Origin of the sequence: Mesorhizobium sp. B2-7-1 (genome assembly GCF_006440735.1) — a bacterium.
Lineage (GTDB): Bacteria > Pseudomonadota > Alphaproteobacteria > Rhizobiales > Rhizobiaceae > Mesorhizobium.
The window spans coordinates 37,671-51,967 of the sequence record NZ_VFUA01000018.1 but is presented as its reverse complement, the minus strand read 5'-3'; the positions used below and the strand labels follow the sequence as shown (position 1 = coordinate 51,967).

The window sequence follows — 14,297 nt, the reverse complement described above, 5'->3', positions numbered from 1 at the left end:
GGACGCGGCATAGGTTCGAAAAGGCCCCTCGCCGTCCGCACTCCTCGGGATTGGCACGGTTCGTGCTTGATGGAGGCGCAAGCGGGGCACACAACCCGTCTTCTTGGCAGTGGAGGCCACTTTTTACATGAAAAAGATCGAAGCGATCATCAAGCCATTCAAGCTGGACGAAGTGAAGGAAGCGCTTCAGGAGGCCGGACTGCAAGGCATCACCGTCACCGAGGCCAAGGGTTTCGGCCGCCAGAAAGGTCACACCGAGCTTTATCGCGGCGCCGAATATGTCGTCGACTTCCTGCCCAAGGTGAAGATCGAAGTGGTGCTCGGCGACGAGGCCGTCGAAGGCGCCATCGAGGCCATCCGCAAGGCGGCGCAGACCGGCCGTATCGGCGATGGAAAAATCTTCGTCTCCAACATAGAGGAAGTCGTGCGCATCCGCACCGGCGAGACCGGCATCGACGCCATCTGACCCCAACCCATTCCAGACGTCATCACACAGGGAAGAAATGACATGACGACAGCCAAAGACATCATGAAGCAGATCAAGGACAACGACGTGAAATTCGTCGACCTGCGCTTCACCGATCCGCGGGGCAAGCTGCAGCATGTGACGATGGATGTCGTCGAGGTCGAGGAAGACATGTTCGCCGACGGCGTCATGTTCGACGGCTCATCGATCGCCGGCTGGAAGGCGATCAACGAGTCCGACATGGTGCTTATGCCCGATACGGACACCGTCCACATGGATCCGTTCTTCGCCCAGTCGACCATGGTCATCCTGTGCGACATCCTCGATCCGGTCTCCGGCGAGGCCTATAACCGCGATCCGCGCGGCACGGCCAAGAAGGCGGAGGCTTATATGAAGTCAGAAGGCATCGGCGACACCATCTATGTCGGCCCGGAGGCCGAGTTCTTCGTGTTCGACGACGTGAAGTACAAGGCCGATCCCTACAACACCGGCTTCCGCCTCGACTCGACCGAACTGCCCTCCAACGACGACACCGACTACGAGACCGGGAACCTCGGCCACCGTCCGCGCATCAAGGGCGGCTATTTCCCGGTGCCGCCGATCGACTCCTGCCAGGACATGCGCTCCGAAATGCTGACCGTGCTCGCCGAGATGGGCGTTCGGGTCGAAAAGCACCATCACGAGGTCGCCGCCGCCCAGCACGAGCTCGGCATCAAGTTCGACACGCTGGTGCGCAACGCCGACAAGATGCTGATCTACAAGTATGTCGTGCACCAGGTCGCCAACGCCTATGGCAAGACGGCCACGTTCATGCCGAAGCCGGTGTTCGGCGACAACGGCTCGGGCATGCACGTCCACCAGTCGATCTGGAAGGGCGGCAAGCCGACCTTCGCCGGCAACGAATATGCCGGCCTGTCGGAAAGCTGCCTGTTCTATATCGGCGGCATCATCAAGCACGCCAAGGCGATCAACGCCTTCACCAACCCGCTCACCAACTCCTACAAGCGTCTGGTGCCGGGCTATGAAGCGCCGGTGCTGCTCGCCTATTCGGCGCGCAACCGTTCGGCTTCCTGCCGCATCCCATTCGGCAACTCGCCGAAGTCGAAGCGCGTCGAAGTTCGCTTCCCCGATCCGGGAGCGAACCCTTATCTCGGATTCGCCGCCATGCTGATGGCCGGCCTCGACGGCATCAAGAACAAGATCCATCCCGGACAGCCGATGGACAAGGATCTCTATGATCTGCCGCCGAAGGAGCTGAAGAAGATCCCGACGGTCTGCGGCTCGCTGCGCGAAGCGCTGCAGAGCCTCGACAAGGACCGCGGCTTCCTGAAGGCCGGCGGCGTCTTCGACGACGACCAGATCGACTCCTATATCGAGCTCAAGATGGCCGAGGTCATGCGCTTCGAAATGACCCCGCATCCGGTCGAGTATGACATGTACTATTCGGTCTAAGCTTCTGATCGGATACTGAAATGAAGCCCTTGGAGGTCATTGCCTCCAAGGGCTTTTCATTTTTGGAGACAGGTTTTCAAGATCGTTCTCCGAGCGCAAAAAAGAACCCCGGCGTTTCGCCGGGGTTCTCGCATGGACAGGTGTCGGAGGGCTGACGCCTATCCCGCAAGCTCGTCGGGTCCGTGCAGCGTCCAGTCGGCGCGGCGCGCCAGGAACAGCAGGAAGTAGATCGCGGCGACGGCCATGATCGCCAGCGTCGCGATCAGGCTCGGACGGCCGAAGGCGGCGTCGAGCCAGTTCTGGTAGGCGACATAGACCAGCGCCACGAAGGCAAGGATCGCCGGCACCGGGAACAGCGGCATGCGATAGTGGCCGCCCGAAGTGGTGCCGTTGCGGCGACCTGCGAAGACGGCGACGCACAGCAGCGCATAGATCACCACCAGCGACGTGCCGCTGACGACGAGCAGCAGGTTGAGGTCGATGAAGCAGGCAAGTGCCGCCAGCACCACCACGACGATGGTTGCGATCCATGGCGAAGCGTAAGTGCCGTGGACGGATGCGACCGCGGCGTTGATCGGACCGAACCAGGTCTTGTCGCGGCCGGAGCTGAAGAGCAGCCGTGCCGCCTGCAGGATGATGGCGATGACGGCGTTGAAGATGGCCACTGCGATCGCCAGGCTGATCGCCACGGTCAGCCAATGGCCGCCGCGCGCCTCGAGGAAATACTCAATCTTCTGGGGCGCTGAGAGCAGGCCGACGAGATCCGGCGCGCCGAGGAGCACCGCGGTCAGCGGGATGAGCTCGGCCGCGACCGTGATCACCAGCGCCCAGAGCACCACCTTGCCGATGTTGCGCTTGGCATCGTGCGTCTCCTCGCCAAAATAGGCGGCGGCGCCATAGCCATTATAGGCAAAGAGCGACACGGCGGTGGATGCGAGGATGATCGCCGCCGAGGCCGGGACCAGCGTGTTGGTCGTGGCGTCGAGCAGTTGCGGCGTGGTGAACAGGCTGGAGAGCGGCCGCTCGATATGGGTGAAGCCGAGCCAGATCAGGACCAGCAGCGCCAGCATCTCGATGCCGAGGAAGATGCCGGTGACGAAGGCGTTGAGCTTGATGCGCATGGCGGCGACCGCGCCGGCCAGGATGATCGTCACCACGCCCACCCATTGCGGGCTGAGGTTGGGAATGAGGACGCCGAGATAGGTGCCGACGCCGAGCGCGATGACCGCGACGATCAGCACGATCGACACGAACACCAGCACCAGCGTGACGAAACCCCAGAAGCGGCCGAGCGTGCGGCCGATCATGGTGTATTCGCCGCCGGCCATCGGATAGGCCGAGGAAAGCTCGGCATAGACGAAGGCCATGAACAGGCCGATGACGGCCGCGATCACGAAGCTCAGAAACGATCCTGTGCCGGCAAGCGCGATGACGCCCGGCACGATGATGAAGACGGATGATGCCGGCGTCACCGCCGATAGCACGATCATCAGCGTGCCCAGCGCGTTCAGCGCCCGGTCCAGGCCCTTGGCGCCGGGCGCGGCCTTGTCGGCGGCCGTCGTAGTGGCTTCGTTTGTAGACATTATCCTCCCCTTTTTTTAATTGGATAAAAATTACTATCCGCAGCGGAAGCTATCTGCGTTGACACATACCGTCAACAAATATGCGATAGGCAGGCTTGCAAAAACCCACAGGCCAGTTTTTATTGAATCAAATTCAGGAAACGAAATGGGCAGACCGAAGACACAGACCGATCGCCGCCTGACGCTGGTCGCGGCAGCCGAATCGATGATCGCCAAACGCGGCCTCGCCGGCGTCACCTTGCGCGACGTGGCCAATGAGGCGGGCATGAGCTCGAGCGCCCTGCTCTATTATTATCCCGGCCTCAAGGATCTGCTGGACGACGTGCAGAAGAAGGCGGTCGAGCGCTTCTGCACGCAACGCGCGGCAGCGGTCGCCGCGATCGCCAATCCGAGAGCGCGGCTGAAAACGATGCTGGATAGCGGCCTGCCGACCGATCCGGACGACCAACTTTGCCGGCTCCTGTTGGAGCTCGGCGCCTATTCGCGCTCGGATGCCAGCTATGCCGCCCGCCACATCACGCTGTTCGAGCGCCAGGTGGCGATCTATGTCGGCATCCTGGAGGCGGGCGCGGCCACCGGCGTCTTCAAACTGAACGCGGCGAGCGAAATCATCGCGCGCGGTCTCGTCGTCCTGGAAGACGGTCTCGGCCTCCACCTCGTCAACGTCGTGCCGGCTGTCGACCACGCCTCGGCGATGGCGATCCTCACCGGCTACGCCGAACTTGCGACCGGCTGCAGCCTTGGCTGAGCCGGCCATTATCAACGGAGCATCCTTTCGCATGGACCAACGAGCTGCCTCGATCACCACGCCGGCCGGCAAGATGCGCGCCCGCGGCCTTGGCATTCCGCTGCCGGGCACGCCGGGGCCTGCCAACGCCATCACCGATGTCGATGGCGTGCTCGTCGGCTATTCGACGCTGATCAAAGGCGACGGAAAACTCAGCCTCGGGCACGGGCCGGTTCGTACCGGCGTCACCGCGATCCTGCCGCTCGGCCGCGACGGCGTCGGTGCGGCTTTGGCTGCCGGCTATCATTCCTTCAACGGCAATGGCGAGATGACCGGCGCGTCATGGCTGGAGGAAGCCGGCAGCCTCTCGATGCCGATCCTCATCACCAACACGCATGCGGTCGGCCCCTGCCATCGCGGCGTCATCGACTGGGTGGCGCGCAACAAGCCCGATGTGGCGAACCAATGGCTGCTGCCGGTGGTGGCCGAAACCTGGGATGGCTATCTCAACGACATCAACGGCTCGCATGTCACGGTCGACCACGCGATCGAGGCGATCGACAATGCAGCCGGCGGGGCCATCGAGGAAGGATCGGTCGGCGGCGGCACCGGCATGAATTGCTACGCCTTCAAGGGCGGCTCCGGCAGCGCTTCGCGGACCGTCGACTACGGCCATCGCGCCTACACGGTCGGCGTCTTCCTGCAGGCCAATTTCGGTTCGCGCAACGAGCTCAGCATCGCCGGTGTGCCACTTGGACAGGAGCTTGCGGCCGACAATCCGATGGAGGCCTATTTCAGCGGCGGGCCGACCGGCGCCGGTTCCTGCATCGGCATCGTCGCCACCGACGCGCCGCTGCTGCCTGGACAGTGCAAGGCGCTGGCGCGGCGCGTGCCGCTTGGGCTGGGGCGCACTGGCACCGCCGGCTCGCATTTCTCCGGCGACATCTTCCTCGCCTTCTCGACCGCCAATCAGGACGCGCTCAACGGCCGCTTTCCCAAGGGCGTCCCCGGCGAGGAGAGCTACAGCCACATGAACTTCATCCCCTGGGGCCGCATGGACGATTTCTACACGGCCGTCGTGCAGGCGACCGAGGAAGCCGTGCTCAACGCACTCATCGCCAACACGGATATGGTCGGCCGCGACGGCAACCGCACGCCTGCCCTGCCGCATGCCAAGGTGGTGGCGGCGCTCAAAGCGCGCGGCGTCATTGCCGGCTGACGGCAGCGGGCGGAGCTCTCTCGCCGGCAGTCGCCAAGCAAAAAACCCCGGCGTTGACCCGCCGGGGCTTTTTTCTTTGATAGGCCGCAGGCTGAAGATCAAGCGGCGGCCGAAACCTTTGCGTCGGTTGCGACTTCCGAGATCGTCTTCAAGACCTGCGAAGCGATCTGGTAGGGGTCGCCCTGCGAGTTCGGGCGACGATCTTCCAGGTAGCCCTTGTAGTCGTTCTTGACGAAGGAGTGCGGCACGCGGATCGAGGCGCCGCGGTCGGCGACGCCGTAGGAAAACTTGTTCCACGGCGCGGTTTCATGCTTGCCGGTCAGGCGCTTGTCGTTGTCCGGACCGTAGACGGCGATGTGATCCATCAGGTTCTTTTCGAACTGCGCCATCAGCGCCTCGAAATAAGCCTTGCCGCCGACTTCGCGCATGTAGCTGGTCGAGAAGTTGCAGTGCATGCCCGAGCCGTTCCAGTCCGTGTCGCCGAGCGGCTTGCAGTGGAACTCGATGTCGATCCCGTATTTCTCGGTCAGGCGCAGCAGCAGGTAGCGAGCCATCCACATCTGGTCGGCGGCCTTCTTGGAGCCCTTGCCGAAGATCTGGAATTCCCACTGACCCTTGGCCACCTCGGCGTTGATGCCTTCGTGGTTGATGCCGGCGGCGAGGCAGAGATCGAGATGCTCCTCGACGATCTGGCGGGCGACGTCGCCGACGTTCTTGTAACCGACGCCGGTGTAATACGGGCCTTGCGGCGCCGGATAGCCGCTTTCGGGGAAGCCCAGAGGCCGGCCGTCCTTGTAGAAGAAATACTCCTGCTCGAAGCCGAACCAGGCACCCTCGTCGTCGAGGATGGTCGCGCGGCTGTTCGATTCATGCGGGGTGACGCCATCGGGCATCATGACTTCGCACATCACGAGAACACCGTTGGTGCGGGCCGGATCCGGATAGACGGCGACGGGCTTCAGCACGCAGTCGGAGCTGCGGCCCTCGGCCTGGTTTGTCGAGGAGCCGTCGAAACCCCACAGTGGCAGCTGCTCGAGCGTCGGGAACTCGGCAAATTCCTTGATCTGGGTCTTGCCGCGCAGGCTGGGGGTCGGGACGTATCCGTCGAGCCAGATATACTCGAGCTTGTATTTGGTCATTCCAGTGCCTCTCGTTGCTTGGACGCCGCCATGGCGGCATCGATGCATGGCCGGATCAAGCCGGCCTGCCGATGATTAAAAAAGCAAGTCGTATGCCACTTAGATTTCACGGGGTGCGGCAAAATGGTCATGGCAAGGCGTTGATTTGCCGAGCCGCCTCAGCAATGCGTCCGGATTGTTCAGGCACCAATATTGCTTAAATAATGTGCATAAGATGATCTTTTGATGGGCATATTGCCTAAAGGAATCGCAGAACCTATTTTGATGGAAAGATGAATCGATACGCTCCTGAAGAGACAAGGAGACCGGCCATGCAAGTCACGCCATCGCGCCCGTCGGCAAAAATCCTGATGTTCCCACTTGCAGCACGCAAGTCTGCCTCAAATTTAGGCGCCAAGGCCAAATTCGCGGCAGAACTTGCAGCGCTTCGCGGTGAGCAGGCCGATTTCGACGGCTGGTACCATGAAGCGGCCATCGAGGAAGAAAACCAGCGCAACGGCTGATCGTCTCTTCGAGGCTCAGGAACGGCAAAGCCCGGCGCGATCGCTAGCGCCGGGCTTTGCCGTTTCAGCGGGTGATCGAGGTCAGTCTTTGGTCTGCAGGTCGGTGCCGAGCGTATCCCTGACGAAGATCATGCCGATGATGAGCGACATTGCCGCGATGATCACCGGGTACCAGAGACCGTAGTAGATATCGCCCTTATAGGCACTGAGCGCGAACACCGTCGCCGGCAGCAGGCCGCCGAACCAGCCGTTGCCGATGTGGTAAGGCAGCGACATGCCGGTGTAGCGGATACGGGTCGGGAACATCTCGACCAGGATCGCGGCGATCGGCCCATAGACCATGGTGACGAACAGCACCAGGATGAACAGGATGCCGATCGTCATCGGCCAGTTGATGGCTGCCGGATCGGCGGTCATGGCGAAAGCGCCGCCGCCGGGGATGTTGTAGACGGTGACTTCCGGCGCGCCGGCTGCCTCATCCTTGGTCAGTATCTTGTCGGCGATCGCCTTGTCGGTCGGAACTGCCGTCTTCTCGCCGCCGCGAACGGCCACGGCGTCGAGCTTCAGTTCGGGATTGGCCGCGATGAAGGCGTCGAGCTTCTGGTCCGCCACCTTGGCCGCGGCGCGCTTCAGCGGATAGCCGCCGTCTTGCAGCGACATGTTCACCGCCTTGACGAAGGCTGCGTCCTTGGCCTTGGCCTGATCTCCGGCGGCGACGGTGTCATAGGAGGCGACCGTCTCGTTGCCGATCTTGACCGAAGCCGCGGTGCCAGGCGCTGCCGTGGTCACCACATCGTAAGGCACCGAATTCTTGGTCAGGAACGAGGTCGCGATGTCGCAGGAGGTCGTGAACTTCGCCGTGCCGACCGGGTTGAACTGGAACTTGCAGTCGCCGGGCGCCGCCGTCACCGTCGCGCGCGTGTTCTGCTGCGCGGTAGCCAGAGCCGGATTGGCGGCCCATGTAAGCGCCTTGAACAGCGGGAAGGTGCAGACGATGCCGAGTGCGAGGCCGGCCATGATGATCGGCTTGCGGCCGATCTTGTCCGACAGCCAGCCGAACACGACGAAGAAGATCGAGCCGATGGCAAGCGCGATAGCGATCATGATGTTGACCGTCTGCGCTTCGACCTTCAGCACGTTCTGCAGGAAGAACAGTGCATAGAACTGGCCGTTGTACCAGATCACCGCCTGGCCGGCGGTCAGGCCGAGCAGCGCCAGCAGCGCGATCTTGGCGTTCTTCCATTGACCGAAAGCTTCCGTCAGCGGCGCCTTGGAGCCCTTGCCCTCTTCCTTCATGCGCTGGAAGGTCGGCGACTCCGAGAGCGACAGCCGGATCCAGATCGAAACGGCGAGCAGCACGAAAGAAACGATGAAGGGAATGCGCCAGCCCCAGGCGGCGTAAGTCTCCTTGCTGAGCGACCCTTGGACGATCAGGATGACAATCAGCGACAGGAACAGGCCGAGCGTCGCCGTCGTCTGGATCCACGACGTGTAGAAACCGCGGCGGTCGTCCGGCGCGTGCTCGGCGACGTAGGTCGCGGCGCCGCCATATTCACCGCCGAGCGCCAGGCCCTGCAGCATGCGAAGCCCGATCAGGATCACGGGCGCCGCAATGCCCCAGCTGGCATAGCCGGGCAGCAGGCCGACCAGGAATGTCGACAGGCCCATGATCGTCATGGTGACGAGGAAGGTGTACTTGCGGCCGACGAGATCGCCGATCCGGCCAAACACCAGGGCGCCGAACGGACGCACGAGGAAGCCCGCGGCAAAGGCCAGCAACGCGAAGATGTTGCGCGTGGCTTCCGGGATTGTCGGGCTGAAGAAGGTCGAGCCGATGAAGGCGGCGAGCGAGCCGTAGAGATAGAAATCGTACCATTCGAAAACGGTGCCGAGCGAGGAGGCGAAGATGACCTTCTTCTCCTCCCGCGTCATGCCGCGGCTGGTTCTGCCGGCGGTCGAAGCCATTGCCATTGATATTTCCTCCCGTGAGATCCCGTCTGTCCTCGATGACTGCGCGCCACCATCCGTGCTCCTCCGAACGCGGACTCAAAAACGCAGCCAACGAAGAAAAAATGACAGAAAGGGCGGGCCAAAGGCACCGCGACAATGGGATTATGACTTTGGTATTAGGTGCGCTGCGAAAGCGGCGCAGTGTGTGGAGTGGCTCGGCTCTGGGGATCGCCGATCCACTCCAGGTTTTGTTTACGCAATTGCGGACGGAAAACCGCTACGCACTTTTCCTGGAATTGCTTTGGCCTTGCAGCGCCTCGAGCAGGCTGACCGCCGCCATCATGTCGCGCTTGCGGGCCGAGCGGCGGGCGACCGCCTCTGCATCCTGGCCCCAATGCTCGATCTGCCAGTCCTCGTCGACATGAGCCGCGGCCCAGGCTTCCTCGCCGTCGAGCTCGCCGAAATCGACAGCCAACGCCAGAAGCGCCGATCCGGTCAGGGACGTCATGACATGGATGGCGGCCAACCGCATCGGCTCGGCACGCTGGCCAAGATGCGCGCCGAGGACGGCGATGGTCTCGCGCGGCTGCTCGACATGGATGACGCCTTCGGCAAGGTTGAAGTGCGCGCGAAGGTGGCCGCGCGCCCAGTCGAGCACCGGATCCCAGAATTTGTTCTGGCGATCGACCAGTCCCTGCGGGCCGTCGGCCCGGTAGCACAAGAGATCGGACGAGGCGAAGCGCAGCACATCCTCCAAAACCGCCTGCGGATCGGAGGCGACGCCGTCGATGGCGGTGTTGACGAGCCGCATGACGGGCATCGTCACCGGATCGATGACCTCGCTTTGCGCGCTGAATTCATCGGCCACGAGCGCTGCAGCCTTTTCGGTCGGCAGCGCCATCACGGCCTTGCCCGGCGTGCGCACAGGCCGGCCGTCCAGATGAACGGCAAAACCATTCTCGCCGGGAGCCAGCGAAACGGCCTTGTAGAACCGCTTCGGCAGCGGCGTCTTCATCTGGATCTGGGCGCGGCGCACGGGATCGGGATCGGACAGCAGCTTGCCGGCTTCGAGGTCTTCGAGGATGTCGCGCATGCCGAACTCCTTAAAGCAATTCCAGGAAAAGTGTGAAGTGGTTTTCCGTCCGGAATTGCGGCGAACGCCTATGGTGCTGGCTGCCTGCGCGCCGAGCGGTTGACGATGATCAGCCCGGCGGCGATCAGGCCGAGCGCCAGGATTATCCTGGCCGTCGGCGGCTCGCCGAGCAGCACCGCGCCGCACAGGACGCCGAACACCGGCGACAGGAAGGCGAAGATCGAGAGGCTTGCCGCCGGATAGCGCGTGAGCAGCCAGAACCACAACACATAGGTGAAGGCAACGATATAGAAAGACTGGAACAGCAGCGCCAGTGTCGGCAAGGCGGCAACCGCGCGGATCGGCGGGCCGGCGAAAGGCATCACCAGGGCACCTACAATGGCGGCGCCGGCCAGCTGATAGAGCAGCAGTTTCTCCGCGCGCGTCTCGACCAGCTTCGACCGCTTGATGACGATGCTGGTCGCCGCCCAGAGAATGCCCGAGCCGAGACTGAGCAGATCGCCTGTCAGTGTCGCGTCGCTGCCGGCAGAGATACCGTCGGAGAAAACCGCCGCGAGGCCGCAGAAGGCGAGAACGAGACCGCCGAGCTTGCGCGCGTTGATGCGCTCGCCAAGCAGGAAATGACCGCCGATCAGCACCCAGAACGGCATGGTGTTGACCAGGAGCGTGTTGCGGGCAACGGTCGTGTATTCGAGCCCGATATAGAGGCAGAGGAATTCGACGCCGAAGAGCACGCCGACGACGATGCCGGCGGCCAGCGTCCCATCCGCTTCGAACAGCTTGATGCCGCGCAGCCGGCACCATCCGAGCACGCAGGCTCCCCCGATCAGCGAACGGGCGATCGAGACGAAGACAGGATCGTAGCCTGCATAGGAGACCTTGGCGGCGACGTAGTTCAGCCCCCAGGAGAAGGTCAGCCCGACCATGATGGCCGCCGCCGCCATGTCGACCGCATCGCGGCGATCCAGTACGGGCGCAGCTGTCAAACCTCAGTCCTCCGCGCTCTGTTCGTCGAAGCCGAGCAGGTTCCAGCTCTGGCGCATATGCGGCGGCATCGGCGCCGTCACGTCGATCACGCCCTGGTCGGGATGCGGGATGACAATGCGGCGGGCATGGAGATGCAGCCGGTTCTGGATGCCGCCTGGGAAATCCCAGTTTGTATCGGCCTCGAAATATTTGGGATCGCCGATGATCGGGCAGCCGATATGGGCGGCATGAACGCGAAGCTGGTGTGTGCGGCCGGTATAAGGCTCCATTTCAAGCCAGCTCATGGTCTGTGCCGCTTGCTCGATGATGCGGTAGAAGGACACAGCGTGGTCGGCGCCTTTTTCCCCATGCGCGGCCACGCGTACACGGTCGCCGTCCTCAGTCGGCTCCTTGATCAGCCAAGTCGAAATCTTGTCCTCGCGCTTCGGCGGCACGCCCTTGACCAGCGCCCAATAGGTCTTCTTGGTTTCGCGCGCGCGGAACGCTTCCGAAAGCTTCATCGCGGCAAGACGGGTGCGGGCCACCACCAGCACGCCGGACGTGTCGCGGTCGAGGCGATGGACGAGGCGCGGCTTCTCACCCTTCTGGTTGCGCCAGGCCTCCAGCATGTCGTCGACATTGCGGGTGACGCCCGAGCCGCCCTGCACCGCCAAGCCGGCCGGCTTGTTGAAGACAAAGACCTTCGGGTCCTCATGCAACAGCATCTTGGCGAGCACATCGGCGTCGCCCTGGTTGCGGATCGAGTGGCCGGTGAGCGCGGTATCGCCCTTCTTGTCGACCTCCAGCGGCGGCACGCGCACGGTCTGGCCCGGCTCGACGCGCGTGTCTGCCTTCACCCGGCCGCCGTCGACGCGGACCTGGCCGGAGCGCAAGAGCTTTTGCAGGTGGCCGAAGCCGAGGCCCGGATAATGGACCTTGAACCAGCGGTCGAGCCGCATGCCCGCCTCGCCGGCCTCCACCGTGATCTGTTCAACACTTGCCATGACTTCGCTTTTCCATTCGAAAGCGGCGCCATAGCACTAAGGCGAGGATGTTGCGAGCCAAAGGCCCAACAAAGCCGGACGATTACCCCAATCGTCGCGCTGGATGCCGACCAGGCTATTCGCTCAGTCGCCGGAATATGGCGGCGGAACGGCGCAGATCGTCGAGCGCGTCAGGAATCGTTTCTCGCGGCCATTGTCGAGCGAGAACATGCCACCCCTGCCCTTCACCACATCGATGGTCAGGTCGGTGTGCTTCCACGCCTCATATTGCGAGGCGCTGATATAGACCGGCGTGTCGCCGATCTCGCCGAGCTTCACGTCGTTGTCGCCGATCATGAGCTCGCCGCGCTGATAGCACATCGGCGACGAGCCGTCGCAGCAGCCGCCGGACTGGTGGAACAGAACCGGGCCGTGATCGGCGATAATCTCGGCAAGCAGCGCCAAGGCCTCCGGTGTGGCCGACACTTTGCCCAATGAACCACTATCCATCGAAACCTCCTCCACATGACGGGAGGACGCGGGTGAACCGCGCCCTCCCTTCGGCCCTGGGAGGATCAGAAGAAGCCGAGCTTCTTGGGGCTGTAGCTGACCAGCATGTTCTTGGTCTGCTGGTAGTGGTCGAGCATCATCTTGTGGTTCTCGCGGCCGATGCCGGACTGCTTGTAGCCGCCGAAGGCGGCATGCGCCGGATAGGCGTGGTAGCAGTTGGTCCAGACCCGCCCGGCCTGGATGGCGCGGCCGAAGCGGTAGCAGCGGTTGGCGTCTCTGCTCCAGATGCCGGCGCCCAGGCCGTAGAGCGTGTCGTTGGCGATCGACAGCGCTTCGTCATCGTCCTTGAAGGTCGTCACGGACACGACGGGGCCAAAGATCTCCTCCTGGAAGATACGCATCTTGTTGTTGCCCTTGAACACGGTCGGCTTGACGTAGTAGCCGCCGGCAAGGTCGCCCGGCAGATGGTTCTGCTCGCCGCCGGTCAACACCTCGGCGCCTTCCTGGCGGCCGATGTCGAAGTAGGACAGGATCTTTTCCAGCTGCTCGCTCGACGCCTGCGCGCCGATCATGGTGGCGGGATCGAGAGGATCGCCCTGGACGATCGCCTCGACACGCTTCAGCGCGCGCTCGATGAACCTGTCGTAGATCTTCTCATGCACGAGCGCGCGGCTGGGACACGTGCAGACCTCGCCCTGGTTGAGCGCGAACATGACGAAGCCCTCGATCGCCTTGTCGAAGAAATCGTCGTCTTCCGCCGTCACGTCCTGGAAGAAGATGTTGGGCGATTTGCCGCCAAGCTCGAGCGTCACCGGAATGAGGTTCTGGCTGGCATATTGCGAGATCAGCCGGCCCGTCGTCGTTTCGCCGGTGAAGGCAATCTTGGCGATGCGGTTCGACGAGGCGAGCGGCTTGCCGGCCTCGAGGCCGAAGCCGTTGACGATATTGAGCACGCCTTCGGGCAGAAGGTCACCGATGAGGTCGGCCCACAGCATGATCGTTGCCGGGGTCTGCTCGGCCGGCTTCAGCACCACGCAATTGCCGGCGGCAAGTGCGGGCGCGAGCTTCCATACAGCCATCAGCAGCGGGAAGTTCCAGGGAATGATCTGGCCGACGACGCCGAGCGGCTCGTGGAAGTGATAGGCGACGGTGTCGTGATCGATTTCGGAGATCGAGCCTTCCTGGCCGCGCAGCACGCCGGCGAAGTAGCGGAAATGGTCGATGGCCAGGGGGAGATCGGCGGCGGTCGTCTCGCGGATCGGCTTGCCGTTGTCCCAGGTCTCGGCGAGCGCCAGAAGGTCGAGATTGTCTTCCATACGGTCGGCGATGCGGTTGAGGATCAACGCGCGTGCCGCGGGGCTGGTCTTGCCCCAGGCGTCCTTGGCCTTGTGAGCGGCGTCGAGCGCGGCATCGATGTCCTTGGCATCCGAGCGGGCGATCTCGCCCAATGGCCGGCCGGTGACCGGCGAGATGTTCTCGAAATACCTGCCTGAGAGCGGTGCTGCCCACTTGCCACCGATGAAGTTGTCGTAGCGCTTGGCGAACGGAACCTTGGCCGTGCGCGAGAATTCCACCTTGTTCATCGCATCCTCCCAAAAACCACGCCGCGGGATGCGGCGCGCTGGAGAGGAAGGGTCGCGGATCAACGCCGGCTTGTCAGCCCGGGGCCGATCGATCGCCGGTGCCGACTGTCGCAGAACTGCGAC

General features: G+C 63.1%; 13 protein-coding genes. 5 read left to right on the top strand and 8 right to left on the bottom strand.

Annotation, left to right across the window (positions count from 1 at the left end; genetic code table 11):
* Window positions 1–127 precede the first annotated feature (127 nt).
* Both FJ471_RS10130 and glnA read left to right on the top strand, forming a co-directional pair.
* A complete protein-coding gene (locus FJ471_RS10130; RefSeq protein WP_018428041.1) occupies window positions 128–466 on the top strand; it encodes a P-II family nitrogen regulator in 339 nt (112 codons plus the stop codon).
* Window positions 467–508: 42 nt separating this feature from the next.
* On the top strand, window positions 509–1,918 hold the full coding sequence (gene glnA / locus FJ471_RS10125) for a type I glutamate--ammonia ligase (protein ID WP_140646263.1): 1,410 nt from the start codon (window positions 509–511) through the stop codon (window positions 1,916–1,918).
* Between the two features lie 158 nt (window positions 1,919–2,076).
* Here the strand turns inward: glnA and FJ471_RS10120 are convergent, their stop codons facing one another.
* Window positions 2,077–3,501: an APC family permease gene (locus tag FJ471_RS10120; RefSeq protein ID WP_140803014.1), complete on the bottom strand. Its 1,425-nt coding sequence runs from the start codon at window positions 3,499–3,501 to the stop codon at window positions 2,077–2,079.
* Between the two features lie 145 nt (window positions 3,502–3,646).
* Between FJ471_RS10120 and FJ471_RS10115 the strand changes: the two genes are divergently transcribed.
* Together FJ471_RS10115 and FJ471_RS10110 are read left to right on the top strand one after the other, a co-directional pair.
* A complete protein-coding gene (locus tag FJ471_RS10115) occupies window positions 3,647–4,249 on the top strand; it encodes a TetR/AcrR family transcriptional regulator (protein WP_140803013.1) in 603 nt (200 codons plus the stop codon).
* Between the two features lie 31 nt (window positions 4,250–4,280).
* Window positions 4,281–5,447: a P1 family peptidase gene (locus FJ471_RS10110; protein ID WP_210242011.1), complete on the top strand. Its 1,167-nt coding sequence runs from the start codon at window positions 4,281–4,283 to the stop codon at window positions 5,445–5,447.
* 98 nt (window positions 5,448–5,545) lie between these two features.
* On the opposite strand, the gene FJ471_RS10105 is transcribed toward FJ471_RS10110, so the two are convergent.
* Entirely contained in the window at window positions 5,546–6,586 is a 1,041-nt protein-coding gene (locus FJ471_RS10105) for a glutamine synthetase beta-grasp domain-containing protein (RefSeq protein ID WP_140803012.1), read from the bottom strand.
* Window positions 6,587–6,897: 311 nt separating this feature from the next.
* On the opposite strand from FJ471_RS10105, the gene FJ471_RS10100 reads away from it, so the two are divergent.
* Entirely contained in the window at window positions 6,898–7,089 is a 192-nt protein-coding gene (locus FJ471_RS10100; RefSeq protein WP_140803040.1) for a DUF2735 domain-containing protein, read from the top strand.
* Window positions 7,090–7,170: 81 nt separating this feature from the next.
* On the opposite strand, the gene FJ471_RS10095 is transcribed toward FJ471_RS10100, so the two are convergent.
* The 6 genes from FJ471_RS10095 to adh form a co-directional block, all read right to left on the bottom strand.
* Entirely contained in the window at window positions 7,171–9,060 is a 1,890-nt protein-coding gene (locus FJ471_RS10095) for an MFS transporter (protein ID WP_140803011.1), read from the bottom strand.
* A 256-nt stretch (window positions 9,061–9,316) separates the two neighbouring features.
* Window positions 9,317–10,132, bottom strand: coding sequence for an ATP12 family chaperone protein (locus FJ471_RS10090; protein WP_140803010.1), 816 nt, complete (start codon window positions 10,130–10,132; stop codon window positions 9,317–9,319).
* A 68-nt stretch (window positions 10,133–10,200) separates the two neighbouring features.
* The gene (locus tag FJ471_RS10085) at window positions 10,201–11,076 is read right to left on the bottom strand and encodes a DMT family transporter (protein WP_140803039.1); all 876 of its coding nucleotides are present in this window, start codon (window positions 11,074–11,076) and stop codon (window positions 10,201–10,203) included.
* Between the two features lie 45 nt (window positions 11,077–11,121).
* Window positions 11,122–12,102 (bottom strand): RluA family pseudouridine synthase, encoded by a 981-nt coding sequence (locus FJ471_RS10080; protein ID WP_140803009.1) that lies wholly within the window; start codon window positions 12,100–12,102, stop codon window positions 11,122–11,124.
* 123 nt (window positions 12,103–12,225) lie between these two features.
* Complete coding sequence (locus FJ471_RS10075; RefSeq protein ID WP_140803008.1) at window positions 12,226–12,591, bottom strand: DUF779 domain-containing protein; 366 nt, start codon at window positions 12,589–12,591, stop codon at window positions 12,226–12,228.
* Between the two features lie 65 nt (window positions 12,592–12,656).
* On the bottom strand, window positions 12,657–14,174 hold the full coding sequence (gene adh / locus FJ471_RS10070) for an aldehyde dehydrogenase (protein WP_140803007.1): 1,518 nt from the start codon (window positions 14,172–14,174) through the stop codon (window positions 12,657–12,659).
* Between the last annotated feature and the right edge of the window lie 123 nt (window positions 14,175–14,297).

Bases quoted from the DNA above. Each gene is read 5' to 3' on its own strand.
- FJ471_RS10090 (WP_140803010.1), bottom strand. From the start codon at position 10,132: ATGCGCGACATCCTCGAAGACCTCGAAGCCGGCAAGCTGCTGTCCGAT.
- FJ471_RS10075 (WP_140803008.1), bottom strand. From the start codon at position 12,591: ATGGATAGTGGTTCATTGGGCAAAGTGTCGGCCACACCGGAGGCCTTG.
- FJ471_RS10105 (WP_140803012.1), bottom strand. From the start codon at position 6,586: ATGACCAAATACAAGCTCGAGTATATCTGGCTCGACGGATACGTCCCG.
- FJ471_RS10095 (WP_140803011.1), bottom strand. From the start codon at position 9,060: ATGGCAATGGCTTCGACCGCCGGCAGAACCAGCCGCGGCATGACGCGG.
- FJ471_RS10130 (WP_018428041.1), top strand. From the start codon at position 128: ATGAAAAAGATCGAAGCGATCATCAAGCCATTCAAGCTGGACGAAGTG.
- FJ471_RS10120 (WP_140803014.1), bottom strand. From the start codon at position 3,501: ATGTCTACAAACGAAGCCACTACGACGGCCGCCGACAAGGCCGCGCCC.
- glnA (WP_140646263.1), top strand. From the start codon at position 509: ATGACGACAGCCAAAGACATCATGAAGCAGATCAAGGACAACGACGTG.
- FJ471_RS10110 (WP_210242011.1), top strand. From the start codon at position 4,281: ATGGACCAACGAGCTGCCTCGATCACCACGCCGGCCGGCAAGATGCGC.
- FJ471_RS10080 (WP_140803009.1), bottom strand. From the start codon at position 12,102: ATGGCAAGTGTTGAACAGATCACGGTGGAGGCCGGCGAGGCGGGCATG.
- FJ471_RS10100 (WP_140803040.1), top strand. From the start codon at position 6,898: ATGCAAGTCACGCCATCGCGCCCGTCGGCAAAAATCCTGATGTTCCCA.
- FJ471_RS10085 (WP_140803039.1), bottom strand. From the start codon at position 11,076: ATGGCGGCGGCGGCCATCATGGTCGGGCTGACCTTCTCCTGGGGGCTG.
- adh (WP_140803007.1), bottom strand. From the start codon at position 14,174: ATGAACAAGGTGGAATTCTCGCGCACGGCCAAGGTTCCGTTCGCCAAG.
- FJ471_RS10115 (WP_140803013.1), top strand. From the start codon at position 3,647: ATGGGCAGACCGAAGACACAGACCGATCGCCGCCTGACGCTGGTCGCG.